We start from the raw sequence: 13,882 nt of genomic DNA, 5'->3' as shown, positions 1-13,882 counted from the left end.
CCCAATGGGCGGAATTCCGCCAAACCCTGACCTGCAAAATATATAAGAATTTTCCTTCAAACTCAGGCGCCATAGGCTATTGCGCGGCATTTGCGCAATGTGGCCCACGGCTTGCAATAAGTGCGAGAGGGCTGCCGTAAGAGCAGCCCCAAAAACAAATCCCTCCAAGTACAGGAGGGTTCGCGCTTTAGGTGTCACCAGTCTCAGACGGAATGATGATTGAGTGATGCACTTGAGGAACTTTGCAATGACGACTCGTCAGCCACTGTACAAATCCCTGTATGTGCAAGTAATCGTAGCGATCGCTATCGGTATCTTGTTGGGCCATTACTACCCGGAAACCGGTGTTGCCCTCAAGCCGTTGGGTGATGGCTTTATCAAACTGATCAAGATGGTCATCGCGCCCATTATTTTCTGTACGGTGGTGAGCGGTATTGCCGGCATGCAGAGCATGAAATCGGTCGGCAAGACCGGCGGCTATGCCTTGCTCTACTTCGAAGTCGTGTCGACTATCGCGCTGTTGATCGGCCTGGTCGTGGTTAACGTGGTTCAGCCTGGCGCAGGCATGCATATTGACGTGTCGACCCTGGATGCCAGCAAAATTGCCGGTTACGTGTCGGCAGGTGCAGACCAGAGCATCGTAGGCTTTATCCTCAACGTGATCCCGTCGACCATTGTTGGCGCCTTCGCCAATGGCGATATCCTGCAAGTGCTGATGTTCTCGGTGATTTTCGGTTTCGCCCTGCATCGCCTGGGTGCCTACGGCAAGCCGGTACTGGACTTTATCGATCGCTTCGCTCACGTGATGTTCAATATCATCAACATGATCATGAAGCTGGCGCCCCTCGGTGCGCTGGGCGCGATGGCCTTCACCATCGGCGCTTACGGCGTAGGCTCGCTGGTTCAGCTGGGTCAGTTGATGATCTGCTTCTACATCACTTGCGTGCTGTTCGTGCTGATCGTGCTGGGCGGTATTGCCCGCGCTCACGGTTTCAGCGTTTTGAAGCTGATCCGCTACATCCGTGAAGAGCTGCTGATCGTACTGGGTACGTCCTCGTCGGAATCGGCCCTGCCACGCATGCTGGTGAAAATGGAGCGCCTGGGCGCGAAGAAATCGGTAGTGGGTCTGGTGATCCCGACCGGTTACTCGTTCAACCTCGACGGTACTTCGATCTACCTGACCATGGCGGCCGTGTTTATCGCCCAGGCGACTGACACCCATATGGATATCACGCATCAGATCACTCTGTTGCTGGTGCTGTTGCTGTCGTCCAAAGGTGCTGCTGGCGTCACCGGTAGTGGTTTTATCGTACTGGCGGCAACCCTGTCGGCTGTAGGGCACTTGCCGGTAGCCGGTCTGGCGCTGATCCTGGGTATCGACCGCTTCATGTCCGAAGCCCGCGCCCTGACCAACCTGATCGGTAACGCGGTAGCAACCCTGGTGGTGGCCAAGTGGGTCAAGGAACTGGACACCGACACCCTGCAAACCGAGCTGAACTCTGGCGGCCGTCCGCTGGAGGATACCCGTCCGCAAGATGATCTGGGTGTGGCTGAAGGCCCGGCCCCGGTGTTGCTCAAGTAAGTTTGAGTGCATAAAAAAACCCGTCTTCGGACGGGTTTTTTTATGCCTGCTTATTCGACCCGGGTCAGGCCGCTGAACACCAGGGGGTTACGGCAGCGTCGACACAGGTAGCCGCGGCCTTGTTTGACCAAAGCGTGACGCTGGGCCGAAAACGGGAAGTCGCTGTCAGGGCAGGGGCAACGGTAGATATAGCGGGTGGCGCTGCGACGCTTGATGGCGTAGGTATGACAGCGATTGGGCGGCAGTTCGTACACCCCGCGCATGATTAATTGCCATTCTTCGCCGTGGGGCGAGATGCGCTCGCCAAACAGTTGATGGGCAACCAGGTGCGCCACTTCATGGGGGACGGTCTGCTTGAGGAAGTCTTCGCTGTTTTCACGGTACAGCTGCGGGTTGAAGCGCAGCAGGTTTTCATGCAAATGGGCGACCCCGGCTTTTTGCCCGCGCAGTTTGAAACTGACGACGGGGCGTTTGAAGGGGCGTTTGAAAAACACTTCGGCCTGTTGGAAACAGTCTTCGACGCGGGTATTGAGCAGCTCGGGCATGCGGTTCGGTTCTCCAGAGCCGGCGATTATGCCGCAAGCGCTGGGGTTGCGAACCTGTTGGCGCCCAATGGTCTTCATGAGCCCGTGGAAGCGAGCCTGATCGCGAACAGCAATCACGAGCAGGTTCGCTTCCACGGGTTGTGGCCTAGTTGGTGTAGATCGGCCCGACGCCCAGGCCCCAGACGATCACGGTGAAGGCCATGATCGCCACCAGCACCACCAGGCCCACCGCCAGCACCGAGCTGGAAAACAGGAAGCCTTCGTCCGGGTCGATGCTCATAAAGGTAGGCAGGCCCACGTACAGCAGGTACACCGTGTAGCAAATGGCAGCGGTGCCCACCATCATGCCCAGCCACATATGCGGATACAGCGCCGCCAGCCCGCCGATAAACAGCGGGGTGGCCGTGTAGGTGGCAAAGGCCACGCATCGCGGCAGGCTGGGTTGTGCATCGTAGGTACGGGCCATCCAGTGAATGAATGCGCCCATCACGGCCACGCCCACCAGCATGGCGGCGTAGGACAGCAGGGTCATCCACAGGGCGCTGTCCAGAGTCAGCATCACCGGCGCGCGGTTACCGATTACCCAGCCGACCTGGGTAGTGCCAATAAATGCAGAAATGGCCGGAATCGCTGCCAGAATTAACGTGTGCGTGAAATACATATGGCCGATGCTTTCTTCGGCATCACCACGGATTTCGCGCCACTCTTTATCGGGGTGGGTGAAAAGGCCCACAACGTGATGGATCATGGCTGTCGCTCCTGTATAAGACGCATCGCCCCCAGTGGGACGCGTGCCGGTCGCGCAGCCAGAACGTATTGAGAAGCAGACAGGCGTGCGGCCTTGATGACAAGTATAGGAAACCTGCCGCCCCATAACCTCGGCTCCTTAGAGCTTATTGTGCTGTCAGAGGCGGTCTTATCGCATTGGCGTCTTTAGGCAGGCAAGGGGTTCGTTGACCGGGTATTTTTCGGTAAAATCCCCGGCTTTTGGTCTTAACTCGCGGAATTGAAGCGCTATGGGCACTCACTCGGTCTCTCAAATCAAACTCCAGAAACGCCTGCGTCGATTGACCGGTGAGGCAATTGCCGATTTCAACATGATCGAGCATGGCGACAAGGTGATGGTCTGCCTGTCGGGCGGCAAGGACAGCTACACCCTGCTTGATGTGTTGCTGCACCTGCAGAAAGTCGCGCCGATCCAGTTCGAGATCGTGGCCGTGAACATGGACCAGAAGCAGCCGGGTTTCCCCGAGGACGTGCTGCCGGCTTATCTAAAGTCGCTGGGTGTGGAATACCACATCGTTGAAAAAGACACTTACTCGGTGGTCAAGGAGCTGATCCCCGAAGGCAAGACCACCTGCTCGCTGTGTTCGCGCCTGCGTCGCGGCACCCTGTACACCTTTGCCGATGAAATCGGTGCGACCAAGATGGCACTTGGGCATCATCGCGATGATATCGTCGAAACCTTCTTCCTCAACATGTTCTTCAATGGCAGCCTCAAGGCGATGCCGCCCAAGCTGCGCTCCGATGACGGGCGCAATGTGGTGATTCGTCCGCTGGCGTACTGCAACGAGAAGGATATCCAGGCCTATTCCGACTGGCAGCAGTTCCCGATCATCCCGTGCAACCTCTGTGGCTCCCAGGAGAACCTGCAGCGCCAGGTGGTCAAGGACATGCTCCAGGAGTGGGACCGCAAGACGCCGGGCCGCACCGAGAGTATCTTTCGCAGCCTGCAGAACGTGATCCCGTCTCAGTTGGCGGACCGTAACCTGTTTGATTTCGCGAGCCTGAAGATCGACGAAAGCGCAACGCCGCGTTTCGTCAACCTGCTCAATCTGTAAATTGCCGAGAGGAGAGGGCATGCGCGACTACAAATGGCTGCACGAATACTGTCTGAACCGCTTTGGTTCGTCAGCCGCACTTGAAGCCCAATTGCCTGTCCCGAGAACTGCGGAACAGTTGCGCCATATCAGCGATGATCGCTACCTGTCGACCCTGGCCCTGCGGGTGTTCCGTGCCGGGCTCAAACACAGTGTGGTTGATGCCAAGTGGCCGGTATTTGAAGAGGTTTTTTTCGGTTTCGACCCGGAGAAAGTCGTGCTGATGGGCGCCGAGCATCTGGAGCGGTTGATGCAGGATGCGCGGATCATTCGCCATCTGGGCAAGCTTAAAAGCGTGCCGCGCAATGCCCAGATGGTGCTCGACATTGCCCACGAGCACGGCAGTTTTGGCGCGTTTATCGCCCAGTGGCCAGTGACTGATATCGTCGGTTTGTGGAAGTACCTGGCCAAACATGGGCATCAGTTGGGTGGTTTGTCGGCTCCACGCTTTTTGCGCATGGTTGGCAAGGACACCTTTGTGCCAAGTTATGACGTGGTGGCCGCGCTGAACGCGCAGAAGCTGGTGGACAAGGCACCTACCAGCCTGCGTGACCTGGCGATTGTGCAGAACGCCTTCAACCAGTGGCACGCCGAAAGTGGCCGGCCGATGTGCCAGCTGTCACAGATGCTGGCGTTTACGGTGAATCACTAAGCCGCCGAGCAACTTCAATTGTGGGAGCGAGCCTGCTCGCGAAGGCCGTTCGCGAGCAAGCCCGCTCCCACAACAGCTGCATCACTCGCCGCTCAGGCGTCGATCCAGCTGGTAGCGCCAGCGCACAAACAGCAATGCACTGACAAATACCGCCACGCTGGCGGCGATCTCCAGCAGGCCGAACACCTGGCGGTTCGGGTCGAATGCCGCCAGCGCGCCCTTGATCAGGTACAGGTTGACCACATAGCAGGTGAACGAGTGCCCACGGGGGCTGCCCATCAGCATACCGGGTACCACAAACATCAAGGGCACCAGCTCGATCAGCAGGATCACCCACGGGCGCGCGCCGTGCAGGTTGGCAAACATCAGGTAATAAACACACAGCAGGGCGATCAGGCCAAAGAAGCACGCCAGGCTCACTACCCGCATCAGCCTTACCCGCGGCTGCAGCCACTCGATGGGCGGCAGCACTTTTGGCTTTTTAGCCACGGTTGCTCTCCAGTTTGCGGGCAATGGTGGCCAAACGCTGACCCAAGGCCCGGCACAGGGCGATTTCGTGCTCGTCCAGCCCGCGCTTGCCGTCGGCACCTGCGTGATGGCTCGGGCCATAGGGCGTTCCGCCTGCCGTGGTGTGCAGCAGGGCCGATTCGCTGTAGGGCAGGCCGGTGACCAGCATGCCGTGGTGCATCAGTGGCAGCAGCATCGACAGCAAGGTACTTTCCTGGCCGCCGTGCAGGCTGGCAGTGGAGGTGAACACACCGGCCGGCTTGCCCACCAGCGCGCCGGTCAGCCACAGGTTGCTGGTGCCATCCAGGAAGTACTTGAGCGGTGCGGCCATGTTGCCGAAACGCGTCGGGCTGCCCAGGGCCAGCCCCGAGCAGTTTTTCAGGTCGTCGAGGCTGGCGTACATCGCGCCTTCGTCCGGAATGGCAGGGGCCACGGCTTCACATTCGGCAGAAATGGCTGGCACTGTGCGCAGGCGCGCCTCGAGGCCGCCCTGTTCGATGCCACGGGCAATTTGCCGGGCCATTTCGCTGGTCGAACCGTTGCGGCTGTAGAACAGAACCAGAATATAAGGCGCACTCACGACAGGATCTCCAGGACTTTTTCCGGTGGGCGACCAATCACGGCTTTGTCGCCTGCGACCAGGATCGGCCGCTCGATCAACTTGGGATGTGCAGCCATGGCGTCGATCAGCTGCGCGTCAGTGAGACCGCTGTCTGCCAGGTTGAGGGCCTTGTACTCGTCTTCGCCGCTGCGCAGCAATTGCCGTGCGCTGATGTTCAGCTTGGCCAGCAGATCGCGCAGTTGGGCGGCGCTCAGCGGCGTTTCGAGGTAGCGCACCACGGTAGGGGTCAGGCCGCGGGCTTCGAGGAGTTCGAGCGCACCGCGGGATTTCGAGCAGCGCGGGTTGTGATAAAGCGTCAGATCGGTCATGTGCGGGTCGCATCTTGCGTAAGGTGGCGGCTATTCTACCTGCCTGACGGGCGCGCCTGAACCGTATGCGGTAAATGGCCGCTCGCTGATGTATTTTTGTATGTATTTACCGGGAAGGATCAACGCATGTTTAAGCGACTCATGGCAGCAGTTACCGTCTGCGCCACATTATTGCTGGCCGGCTGCGGAAATGATTATGGGGTCGATCAGCACGGACAGAAGATCGCCTCGGAGCGTCTGGACAAGCAATGGAAGGTCATCAACTACTGGGCTGAGTGGTGTGGCCCGTGTCGTATCGAGATTCCTGAACTCAACTCGCTGGAAAAACAGCTGCAGGGGCAGTCGGTGGGGGTGTTTGGGGTCAACTACGATGGTTTGCAGGGTAAGGAACTGAGCGACGCGAGTACCGCGCTGGGCATCACCTTTACCGTGCTGGCGCAGGATCCGGCGGAGGTGTTCGATTTGCCACGCAGCGAAGCCTTGCCGGTGACTTATATCCTGGATGAGAAAGGCAAGGTGCGGGCAACGTTGATGGGCGAACAGACGGCGGCCGGGGTGCTGGCGAAGATCAAGGAATTGAGAGGGGCCTGAGTCGAAGCCATCGCGAACAAACCCGCTCCCACAGGCTGGCACCAGTCTGTGGGAGCGGGCTTGCTCGTGATTCAAGCGCCGCGGTATCAGCCTTCTTCAGGCCAAAGCCGCAGCGGCTTGCCCTGTTCAGGCCAGAATCGCACCTGCTCGATCGGCGATATGTCCCAGCGCTGTACGGTCTGCAAGGCCTCGAAGAATCGCTGCTCCTGCTCCATCAACGCCGGCGCACAGGCCTTGCGGGTGCTGCCTACGCCACCAAAGGTCAGCTTGTCGCCGTCGAGGGTGTAAGGTGCGAACCAATGGTTGCAACCGCCACTGCCATAGGCCCGACCAGCATCGTCCAAGGTGACGGTCAGGTGGCTGTTGTCGATCAGCGGTCGTTCGCCGATCCACTCCAGCACGTAGGTGTGGTTTTGCTGCAACTTCACCGGATCACCCGCACACCCCGTCAGGCTTGCGCCCAGTACGGCCAGCAGGATCAAGCGTTTCATTGCGCGGCCTTTTGGCATTGCGGGCACAGGTGCTTGCTGCCTTCAGTGCTCCAGCCCAGCTCGGCAATCCGCGCCGTGGCTGCGGGCTTTTGCGCCTTGGTGCCGAGTTTGGCGTCGACTGCGAACTCGAACTTCAGCTCTTTGGCGCAAGCATCGCAGTTGACCTGCCATTCATGAATCGCCAATTCACCGAACACCGGCCCTTTGGTGACGGCAACCCACTGGCCACGCGGGTTGATCAGGTGGCGCACCTTGTCGACGCTCAAACGCATGGACAAGGTCTTGCTGCCCTTGAGGGACACAATCAGCACGTCACCGGCTTGAATCGAGCCGCCGTTGCCGGTGACTTGATACAGGCCCGGCGCCAGAGCGCGGCATTCAATCAGGGTGTGCTGCGGGTTAAGCAGGCTGTAGCGGAAATCGTGTTCGACCATGGGTCCTCCAAGTAAGTCGCTATGCTAGCACGCAGGCATCAAAGTCCAGACTCAACCTTCGATCAGGTTTTGCGCCGTACCGTTTCTCCAGGCTGCGATATTGCTCAGGGTCGTGCTGGCAATTGCATTCAACGCCTCGCGGGTCAGAAACGCCTGATGGGCCGTGATGATCACATTGGGGAAAGTCAGCAGCCGGGCCAGCACGTCATCCTGCAAGGGCAGGTCGGAGCGGTCCTCGAAGAACAGTTGGGCCTCTTCTTCGTACACATCCAGCCCAAGATAGCCCAATTGTCCACTTTTCAGCGCCTCAATCAGCGCCGGCGTGTCGACCAGCGCCCCCCGTCCGGTGTTGATCAGCATGGCGCCGTGCATGAGGGTGGCCAGGCTGGTGGCGTTGATCAGGTGCTTGTTGTCTGCGGTCAACGGGCAGTGCAGGGAAATGATGTGCGAACCGGCCAGCAGTTCGGGCAGGCTGACGTAGCGAGCGCCCAGCGCCAGCAGCTCGGCGTTTGGATAAGGGTCGAAGCACAGCAGCTTGCAGCCGAAACCGGCCATGATCTTGCCGAACGTGGCGCCGATCTGGCCGGTGCCCACCACGCCCACGGTCTTGCCCACCAGATCGAAACCGGTCAGCCCGTGCAGAGTGAAGTCGCCTTCGCGGGTGCGGTTGTAGGCGCGGTGCAAGCGGCGGTTGAGCGCCAGGATAAGGGCCACGGCATGTTCGGCGACGGCGTGGGGGGAGTACGCGGGTACGCGCACCACACTCAGGCCCAGGCGTTTGGCGGCGGGCAGATCCACATGGTTGTAGCCGGCCGAGCGCAGGGCGATCAGGCGGGTGCGGCCAGCAGCCAGTTGCTCCAGCACCGGAGCGCTGAGGTCGTCGTTGATAAACGGACAGATCACTTCGTAGTCATGGGCCAGTGCTACGGTGTCCAGGGTCAGGCGCGCGGGCTGGAAATGCAGCTCGTTACCGTCGTCTTGTGCGGCCGCGATGAAACTGTCGCGGTCGTAGGTCTGGCTGCTGAAAAGAATCGTGCGCATGGGGTCTTCCTTGGTCTGTAACTACAAATCGGCTTTTGTGGGAGCGGGCTTGCTCGCGATGGCATCACGGCGGTTTACCTGACATACCGCGCCGCCCGAATCGCGAGCAAGCACGCTCCCACACCATGATTTTGCTATGCCGTACTTCGTGCCTCTTTGGCCAAACGGGTGATGGCCTGATCCAGCTCGTCGAGGGCGGCGTCGGCGTTGGGGCTGGTTTGCTTGAGCAGGGTCTCGCTGCGCTGGCAGGCCGCACGCAATTGCGGTACGCCGCAGTAACGGGTTGCGCCGTGCAAGCGGTGGACGCGCTCGATCAATGCGTTGTTGTCTCTGGCCTCACGGGCCTGGCGGATAGCGTCGCGGTCGGCTTCCAGCGAAGCCAGCAGCATGGCCAGCATGTCGATGGCCAGGTCCGCCTTGCCTGCCGCCAGTCGCAGCCCCTCATCGTGGTCGAGGACGAGCAGTTGCGTGGTGTGACGGGCCGGTTCGTGCGAGTTGTCGCTGGCCTGATTGCGCAAGGCCAAGCCCGTCCACTTCAACACCACTTGGGCCAACTGCCGTTCGCTGATCGGTTTGGTCAGGTAGTCGTCCATGCCGCTTTGCAGCAAGGCGCGTTTTTCGTTGGCCATGGCGTGGGCTGTGAGCGCAACGATCGGCAGCGGCGTACAGTGGCGCTCGCTTTCCCACTGGCGCAGGACTTCGGTGGTCTCGCGCCCGTCCATGCCGGGCATTTGCACATCCATCAGCACCAGATCGAAATCGTGTGCCTTGACCGCATCAATGGCGGCATAACCGCTGTCCGCTGCAGTCACCTTGGCGCCCATGCCTTCAAGCAGGGTTTGCACCAGCAGCAGATTGGCCGGGTTGTCATCCACACACAGAATGCGCGGCGCGCGGCTGGCCAGCGGTTCGCCGGGTTCGCTGCGGGTTTGTCGCGGGCTGACCAGGTCGGCCAGGGCCCGACGCAGTTTGCGGGTGCAGGCGGGTTTGGCCTGGAGCTGGCTGTGAGGGTTGTCCACCACCGCGTTGAACAGGCCCTGCTCGGTGGTCGGGCACAGAACCAGTACCTTGCAACCCAGGTGCTCGAGATCCCAGATGTGCTGGTTGAGACGCTCTGGCGGGGTGTCATTGGCCGTTACGCCCAGAACTGCCAGATCAATAGCCTGGGCGGTCTGGTGAGCGCCGGTCACACAATTGGTGAGGTTTTCCAGAGTAGTGCAGGGCGTGACTTCCAGGCCGCAGTCTTCCAGTTGATGGTGCAGGGCCTGGCGGGCCAGGTCGTGTTTTTCCAGGATGGCTACGCGCCGGCCCAGCAGCGGCGCGCCGGGCAAGTCTTCGACATCATCGCGAGCCTTGGGCAGCCTGACGCTGATCCAGAATACCGAGCCTTCGCCAGGGGTGCTTTCAACGCCGATTTCGCCGCCCATCTGTTCGACCAGTCGCTTGGAAATCACCAGCCCCAACCCGGTGCCGCCGGGCTGGCGAGACAGTGAGTTGTCAGCCTGGCTGAAAGCCTGGAACAGGGCGCGGATATCCTGGGCGGTCAGGCCGATGCCGGTGTCCTGCACGCTGATGCGCAGTTGCACACTGCCGTCGGTTTCATTTTCGTCCTGGTCTTCAAGCATGGCCCGCACCGCGATGGTGCCCTCGCGGGTGAACTTGATGGCGTTGTTGATCAGGTTGGTGAGGATTTGCTTGAGCCGCAGCGGGTCGCCGATCAGCGACAGCGGGGTGTCGCGATACACCAGGCTGACCAGTTCCAGGCCCTTGTCGTGGGCCGAAGGGGCGAGGATGGTCAGGGTGTCCTGCAGCAGGTCGCGCAAATTGAACGGAATGCTGTCGAGCACCAGCTTGCCGGCTTCGATTTTCGAAAAATCGAGAATCTCGTTAATGATGCCCAGCAGGTTGTCGGCCGATTTTTCGATGGTGTTCAGGTAGTCGAACTGGCGCGGGGTCAACTCGCTTTTTTGCAGCAGGTGGGTAAACCCGAGGATACCGTTGAGCGGGGTGCGGATTTCGTGGCTCATGTTGGCCAGAAACTCGGACTTTATACGGCTGGCCTCCAGGGCTTCCTTGCGGGCCAGATCGAGTTCAAGGTTCTGGATTTCGATGGTTTCGAGATTCTGGCGTACGTCTTCGGTGGCCTGGTCGACGCTGTGCTGCAGTTCCTCCTGGGCATTGTGCAGGGTTTCGGCCATGCGGTTGATGCCCGAGGCCAGTTCGTCAAGTTCGTGGCTGCCCAGTGGCGGCAGGCGGGTTTCCAGATGCCCGTCCTTGAGCTGGGCCACGGCTTGTTTGATTTGCCCCAGCGGTGCGTTGATGGTGCGGCTCATGCGCAAGGCCAGCAGGGTGGTCAGCACCAGCCCGGTGACGATCAGCAACAGGCTGGCAAACAGGTTGCGATAGCTGCGCAGCAGCATGCCGTTATGGGACAGCTCCAGTTCGACCCAGCCCAGCAGGCGATGGGCTTCGTTAGGGATCACATCCCCGGCCAGGTTGCGATGGCGGCCAAATACGGGCAATAAATAGCGCGTGGCATCGTTGTCGGTGCGCTGTTGCAGATGGGTACTGCTGCCCAGTGGAGCCTGATTGAGCATGATCGGCCCGGCATGGGCCAGCGGTTCGTGGTTGGCGTTGAGGAACGCCACGGCGCGCACATCCTGTTGTTCCAGAGATTCGGTGGCGATACGGGCCAGCAATGCGGTGTCGTGGCGCCCCATGGCGGGGGCGACCAGGGGGGCGAGTTGTTCGGCGATCATTTCCCCGCGCTGCAACAGTTGCGATTGCAGTTCGGACTGTTGCAGCCAGGTGAAATAGCCGCCGAGCACGCTTGCCATCAAACTGACGGGCAATAGCGTTAACAGCAATACGCGGCCTTTGATACCGAGGTTTTTAAGCACACAACTCTCCAGCCCTGCATTCTTTTAAGAGTGATCCGGGCTTCCCGCCCGGATCAGGTGGCAGTGTAGCCATATGGTGCCCGGCAAATCTTTGAAAATTTGCCATCAATTTCGGTTTATCAGACGGGGTAAAGCCCGTGCCGGTTGCCCGCAGGGGCTCAATCTTGAATAATCGCCGATTGAGAATTACTTGCAGACGCTAATGAATCCCGTAGCTGTTAGCCCCTCGCGCCTACTGACCATTGAAGACGACCCCGTACTGGGCGCCTATCTGCACGAGCAGCTGGGGCGTTGCGGGTTTGACGTTATCTGGTGCCAGAATGGCCTGGAAGGTCTGGCCCGTGCCCGCCAGGAGCACTTTGACGTGGTGCTGATGGATATCCTGCTGCCCGGCATGAATGGCTTGCAGGTGCTGACGCAACTGCGTCAGACCCACGCCTTGCCGGTGATCCTGATGTCGGCGCTGGGTGCCGAGGCCGACCGTATCAGCGGTTTCCAGCTGGGCGCCGATGATTATTTGCCCAAGCCGTTCAGCATGGCCGAACTGCGGGTGCGCATCCAGGCCATCTTGCGTCGCGTGGCCCTGGATCGCATGCCTGGCGCCCCAACGGTGCAGGAACTGCCACCGGCCGAGAGCGGTTTGCTGTTCGACGACGAGGCGTGCGATGTGCGCCGGGGCGAGCAATGGGCCGGGTTGACCCGCAGCGAGTTCCGTCTGCTCGATACCCTGCAACGCAATGCCGACGAAGTGTTGAGCAAGGCCTTTCTCTATCAGCAGGTCTTGCAGCGCGGATATGCAGCCCATGACCGCAGTCTGGACATGCATATCAGCCAGATCCGGCGAAAGCTCAAAACTATCGGCTATTACCAGCATGAAGTACGCACGGTGTGGGGCAAGGGCTATGTCCTTAGTGCCAGCGATGCCCCGTAAGGTGCCCGGCAAGAATTCGGTGTTCTGGAAGCTGGCGTGTTTGCTGGTGGTTTTCTGCTTGCTGATGATCTGGCTCAGTTGGTCCTGGGGTCGCTATATGGACAAGCGCACCGGCTTTTTGTCCGAGCAGGCCCACGGCACCCTGGTGCGCTATGCCGGTGAGGCCGAGCGCGCCTGGGAGAGCGGTCAGCAAGCCGGCGTCGACCAGTGGTTGCAGGGTATGGGGCACAGGGAGCCGGGCTGGGTCGGGGTGATTGGTCAGGACCTGCAGTCGCTGAGCAGCTACCCGCTGAGTGATCGAGAAAGTGAGCGGCTGACCTTTTTGCGCGGCCTGGACTGGCCCATCAGCCATATCAAGACGGCGCGTCCATGGATAAAGGTGCCCTTTCCCCGCGACCCGTCGGCGGGCAGCCTGGTGATCGAGTTGCCGCAACGCTTTATGCCCGGGAGCTCCCAGGTGATCTGGCGGATTGTCACCAACGGCGTAATTCCTGGCTTGTTGACCCTGTTGCTGTGCGTGGGCCTGTACCGCGTGCTGATCGTGCCGCTTAACCATCTTCGCGAACAGGCCAATGCCTGGCGGGCTGATCAACTGGGGGCGCGGCTATCGAGCCAGATCACCAGCCGCCAGGACGAACTGGGTGAGCTGGCGCGGGCGTTCGATCAGATGTCCGAGCGCTTGCAGAGTACGGTCTCGCAACAGCAGCAATTGCTCCGCGACTTGTCCCATGAGCTGCGCACGCCCTTGAGCCGTTTGCGGGTAGCCTGTGACAGCGAGCAGGGGGGCGAGGCCTTGCGTGAGCGTCTGGGCCGTGAAGTCGACGGCATGCAACGGCTGGTCGAAGATACCTTGCAACTGGCCTGGCTGGATGCCGAGCGCGGGCCGCTGCCGGTGGAAGACATTCAGGTGCAGGCGCTGTGGGAGATGCTCACCGAAAACGCCCGCTTTGAAAGTGGCTGGCCGCAATCGCGACTGCCTTGTCTGGTGGATGAGCATTGCTGGGTGCGCGGGCATCTCAACAGCCTGGCTCAAGCCATGGAAAATATCCTGCGCAATGCCATTCGCCATTCTCCACCCGAGGGTATCGTCAGTCTTGATGGCCGGCGCGAAGGCAATATGTGGCACCTGTGGCTCGATGACCAGGGCGCAGGTGTGGCACCTGAAGAACTGGAGCGGATCTTTGCGCCTTTTACCCGCCTTGATGGCTCGCGTCCCGGCGATGGCGGCTTTGGTCTGGGCCTGAGTATTGCGCGCAATGCCCTGCGGCTGCAGGGTGGCAGTTTGTGGGCAGAGAACCACGGCGGCGGGTTGCGGGTGCATGTTCGTTTGCTTGCCGGACATGCCGCTTAAACGCTCAGGCCGCGGCTGTACAGACATCCCTGTGGGAGCGGGCTTGC

At 60.3% G+C, this 13,882-nt stretch carries 15 protein-coding genes; 6 read left to right on the top strand and 9 right to left on the bottom strand.

Annotated elements, in window-relative coordinates; translation table 11 throughout:
• The first annotated feature begins 247 nt into the window (after nucleotides 1-247).
• The gene (locus tag QN377_RS11125) at nucleotides 248-1,582 is read left to right on the top strand and encodes a dicarboxylate/amino acid:cation symporter (protein ID WP_095003057.1); all 1,335 of its coding nucleotides are present in this window, start codon (nucleotides 248-250) and stop codon (nucleotides 1,580-1,582) included.
• Between the two features lie 50 nt (nucleotides 1,583-1,632).
• On the opposite strand, the gene QN377_RS11120 is transcribed toward QN377_RS11125, so the two are convergent.
• Nucleotides 1,633-2,127: a SprT family zinc-dependent metalloprotease gene (locus tag QN377_RS11120; protein WP_095019416.1), complete on the bottom strand. Its 495-nt coding sequence runs from the start codon at nucleotides 2,125-2,127 to the stop codon at nucleotides 1,633-1,635.
• A 145-nt stretch (nucleotides 2,128-2,272) separates the two neighbouring features.
• The gene (locus QN377_RS11115; RefSeq protein ID WP_095003059.1) at nucleotides 2,273-2,875 is read right to left on the bottom strand and encodes a Yip1 family protein; all 603 of its coding nucleotides are present in this window, start codon (nucleotides 2,873-2,875) and stop codon (nucleotides 2,273-2,275) included.
• Between the two features lie 268 nt (nucleotides 2,876-3,143).
• Between QN377_RS11115 and ttcA the strand changes: the two genes are divergently transcribed.
• Both ttcA and QN377_RS11105 read left to right on the top strand, forming a co-directional pair.
• A complete protein-coding gene (gene ttcA / locus QN377_RS11110) occupies nucleotides 3,144-3,968 on the top strand; it encodes a tRNA 2-thiocytidine(32) synthetase TtcA (RefSeq protein ID WP_095003060.1) in 825 nt (274 codons plus the stop codon).
• A gap of 19 nt (nucleotides 3,969-3,987) precedes the next feature.
• Entirely contained in the window at nucleotides 3,988-4,659 is a 672-nt protein-coding gene (locus tag QN377_RS11105; protein WP_095003061.1) for a DNA-3-methyladenine glycosylase I, read from the top strand.
• Between the two features lie 81 nt (nucleotides 4,660-4,740).
• On the opposite strand, the gene QN377_RS11100 is transcribed toward QN377_RS11105, so the two are convergent.
• The 3 genes from QN377_RS11100 to arsC are packed head-to-tail and all read right to left on the bottom strand — an operon-like array spanning nucleotide 4,741 to nucleotide 6,096.
• The gene (locus tag QN377_RS11100) at nucleotides 4,741-5,148 is read right to left on the bottom strand and encodes a DUF2069 domain-containing protein (RefSeq protein ID WP_095003062.1); all 408 of its coding nucleotides are present in this window, start codon (nucleotides 5,146-5,148) and stop codon (nucleotides 4,741-4,743) included.
• Nucleotides 5,141-5,746: an NAD(P)H:quinone oxidoreductase gene (wrbA, locus tag QN377_RS11095; RefSeq protein ID WP_095003063.1), complete on the bottom strand. Its 606-nt coding sequence runs from the start codon at nucleotides 5,744-5,746 to the stop codon at nucleotides 5,141-5,143. Before wrbA ends, QN377_RS11100 begins: the two co-directional genes overlap by 8 nt.
• Nucleotides 5,743-6,096, bottom strand: a complete 354-nt coding sequence (arsC, locus tag QN377_RS11090; RefSeq protein WP_095019417.1) for an arsenate reductase (glutaredoxin) — start codon at nucleotides 6,094-6,096, stop codon at nucleotides 5,743-5,745. The genes wrbA and arsC overlap by 4 nt, the downstream gene beginning before the upstream one ends.
• Before the next feature lie 126 nt (nucleotides 6,097-6,222).
• Between arsC and QN377_RS11085 the strand changes: the two genes are divergently transcribed.
• Entirely contained in the window at nucleotides 6,223-6,687 is a 465-nt protein-coding gene (locus QN377_RS11085) for a TlpA family protein disulfide reductase (protein WP_095003065.1), read from the top strand.
• Between the two features lie 86 nt (nucleotides 6,688-6,773).
• Here QN377_RS11085 and QN377_RS11080 read toward each other — a convergent pair whose 3' ends face one another.
• The 4 genes from QN377_RS11080 to QN377_RS11065 form a co-directional block, all read right to left on the bottom strand.
• Nucleotides 6,774-7,178: an META domain-containing protein gene (locus QN377_RS11080; RefSeq protein WP_095003066.1), complete on the bottom strand. Its 405-nt coding sequence runs from the start codon at nucleotides 7,176-7,178 to the stop codon at nucleotides 6,774-6,776.
• The gene (locus QN377_RS11075) at nucleotides 7,175-7,612 is read right to left on the bottom strand and encodes a hypothetical protein (protein WP_095003067.1); all 438 of its coding nucleotides are present in this window, start codon (nucleotides 7,610-7,612) and stop codon (nucleotides 7,175-7,177) included. Before QN377_RS11075 ends, QN377_RS11080 begins: the two co-directional genes overlap by 4 nt.
• 51 nt (nucleotides 7,613-7,663) lie before the next feature.
• A complete protein-coding gene (locus tag QN377_RS11070) occupies nucleotides 7,664-8,653 on the bottom strand; it encodes a 2-hydroxyacid dehydrogenase (RefSeq protein ID WP_095003068.1) in 990 nt (329 codons plus the stop codon).
• 134 nt (nucleotides 8,654-8,787) lie between these two features.
• Complete coding sequence (locus tag QN377_RS11065; protein ID WP_095019418.1) at nucleotides 8,788-11,553, bottom strand: response regulator; 2,766 nt, start codon at nucleotides 11,551-11,553, stop codon at nucleotides 8,788-8,790.
• Nucleotides 11,554-11,755: 202 nt separating this feature from the next.
• On the opposite strand from QN377_RS11065, the gene QN377_RS11060 reads away from it, so the two are divergent.
• Both QN377_RS11060 and QN377_RS11055 read left to right on the top strand, forming a co-directional pair.
• The gene (locus QN377_RS11060; RefSeq protein WP_095019419.1) at nucleotides 11,756-12,484 is read left to right on the top strand and encodes a response regulator transcription factor; all 729 of its coding nucleotides are present in this window, start codon (nucleotides 11,756-11,758) and stop codon (nucleotides 12,482-12,484) included.
• Nucleotides 12,474-13,835 (top strand): sensor histidine kinase, encoded by a 1,362-nt coding sequence (locus QN377_RS11055; protein ID WP_095019420.1) that lies wholly within the window; start codon nucleotides 12,474-12,476, stop codon nucleotides 13,833-13,835. Before QN377_RS11060 ends, QN377_RS11055 begins: the two co-directional genes overlap by 11 nt.
• The last annotated feature ends 47 nt before the right edge of the window (nucleotides 13,836-13,882 follow it).

Source organism: Pseudomonas sp. CCC4.1 (assembly GCF_035019225.1).
Lineage (GTDB): Bacteria > Pseudomonadota > Gammaproteobacteria > Pseudomonadales > Pseudomonadaceae > Aquipseudomonas > Aquipseudomonas bubulae.
Note: the sequence above shows the minus strand (reverse complement) of the source record. Positions and strands in the feature narration are given on the sequence as shown.

Coding starts and splice junctions, on each gene's coding strand:
- QN377_RS11125 (WP_095003057.1), top strand. CDS start 248: ATGACGACTCGTCAGCCACTGTACAAATCCCTGTATGTGCAAGTAATC.
- QN377_RS11120 (WP_095019416.1), bottom strand. CDS start 2,127: ATGCCCGAGCTGCTCAATACCCGCGTCGAAGACTGTTTCCAACAGGCC.
- QN377_RS11115 (WP_095003059.1), bottom strand. CDS start 2,875: ATGATCCATCACGTTGTGGGCCTTTTCACCCACCCCGATAAAGAGTGG.
- ttcA (WP_095003060.1), top strand. CDS start 3,144: ATGGGCACTCACTCGGTCTCTCAAATCAAACTCCAGAAACGCCTGCGT.
- QN377_RS11105 (WP_095003061.1), top strand. CDS start 3,988: ATGCGCGACTACAAATGGCTGCACGAATACTGTCTGAACCGCTTTGGT.
- arsC (WP_095019417.1), bottom strand. CDS start 6,096: ATGACCGATCTGACGCTTTATCACAACCCGCGCTGCTCGAAATCCCGC.
- QN377_RS11085 (WP_095003065.1), top strand. CDS start 6,223: ATGTTTAAGCGACTCATGGCAGCAGTTACCGTCTGCGCCACATTATTG.
- QN377_RS11080 (WP_095003066.1), bottom strand. CDS start 7,178: ATGAAACGCTTGATCCTGCTGGCCGTACTGGGCGCAAGCCTGACGGGG.
- QN377_RS11075 (WP_095003067.1), bottom strand. CDS start 7,612: ATGGTCGAACACGATTTCCGCTACAGCCTGCTTAACCCGCAGCACACC.
- QN377_RS11070 (WP_095003068.1), bottom strand. CDS start 8,653: ATGCGCACGATTCTTTTCAGCAGCCAGACCTACGACCGCGACAGTTTC.
- QN377_RS11060 (WP_095019419.1), top strand. CDS start 11,756: ATGAATCCCGTAGCTGTTAGCCCCTCGCGCCTACTGACCATTGAAGAC.
- QN377_RS11055 (WP_095019420.1), top strand. CDS start 12,474: ATGCCCCGTAAGGTGCCCGGCAAGAATTCGGTGTTCTGGAAGCTGGCG.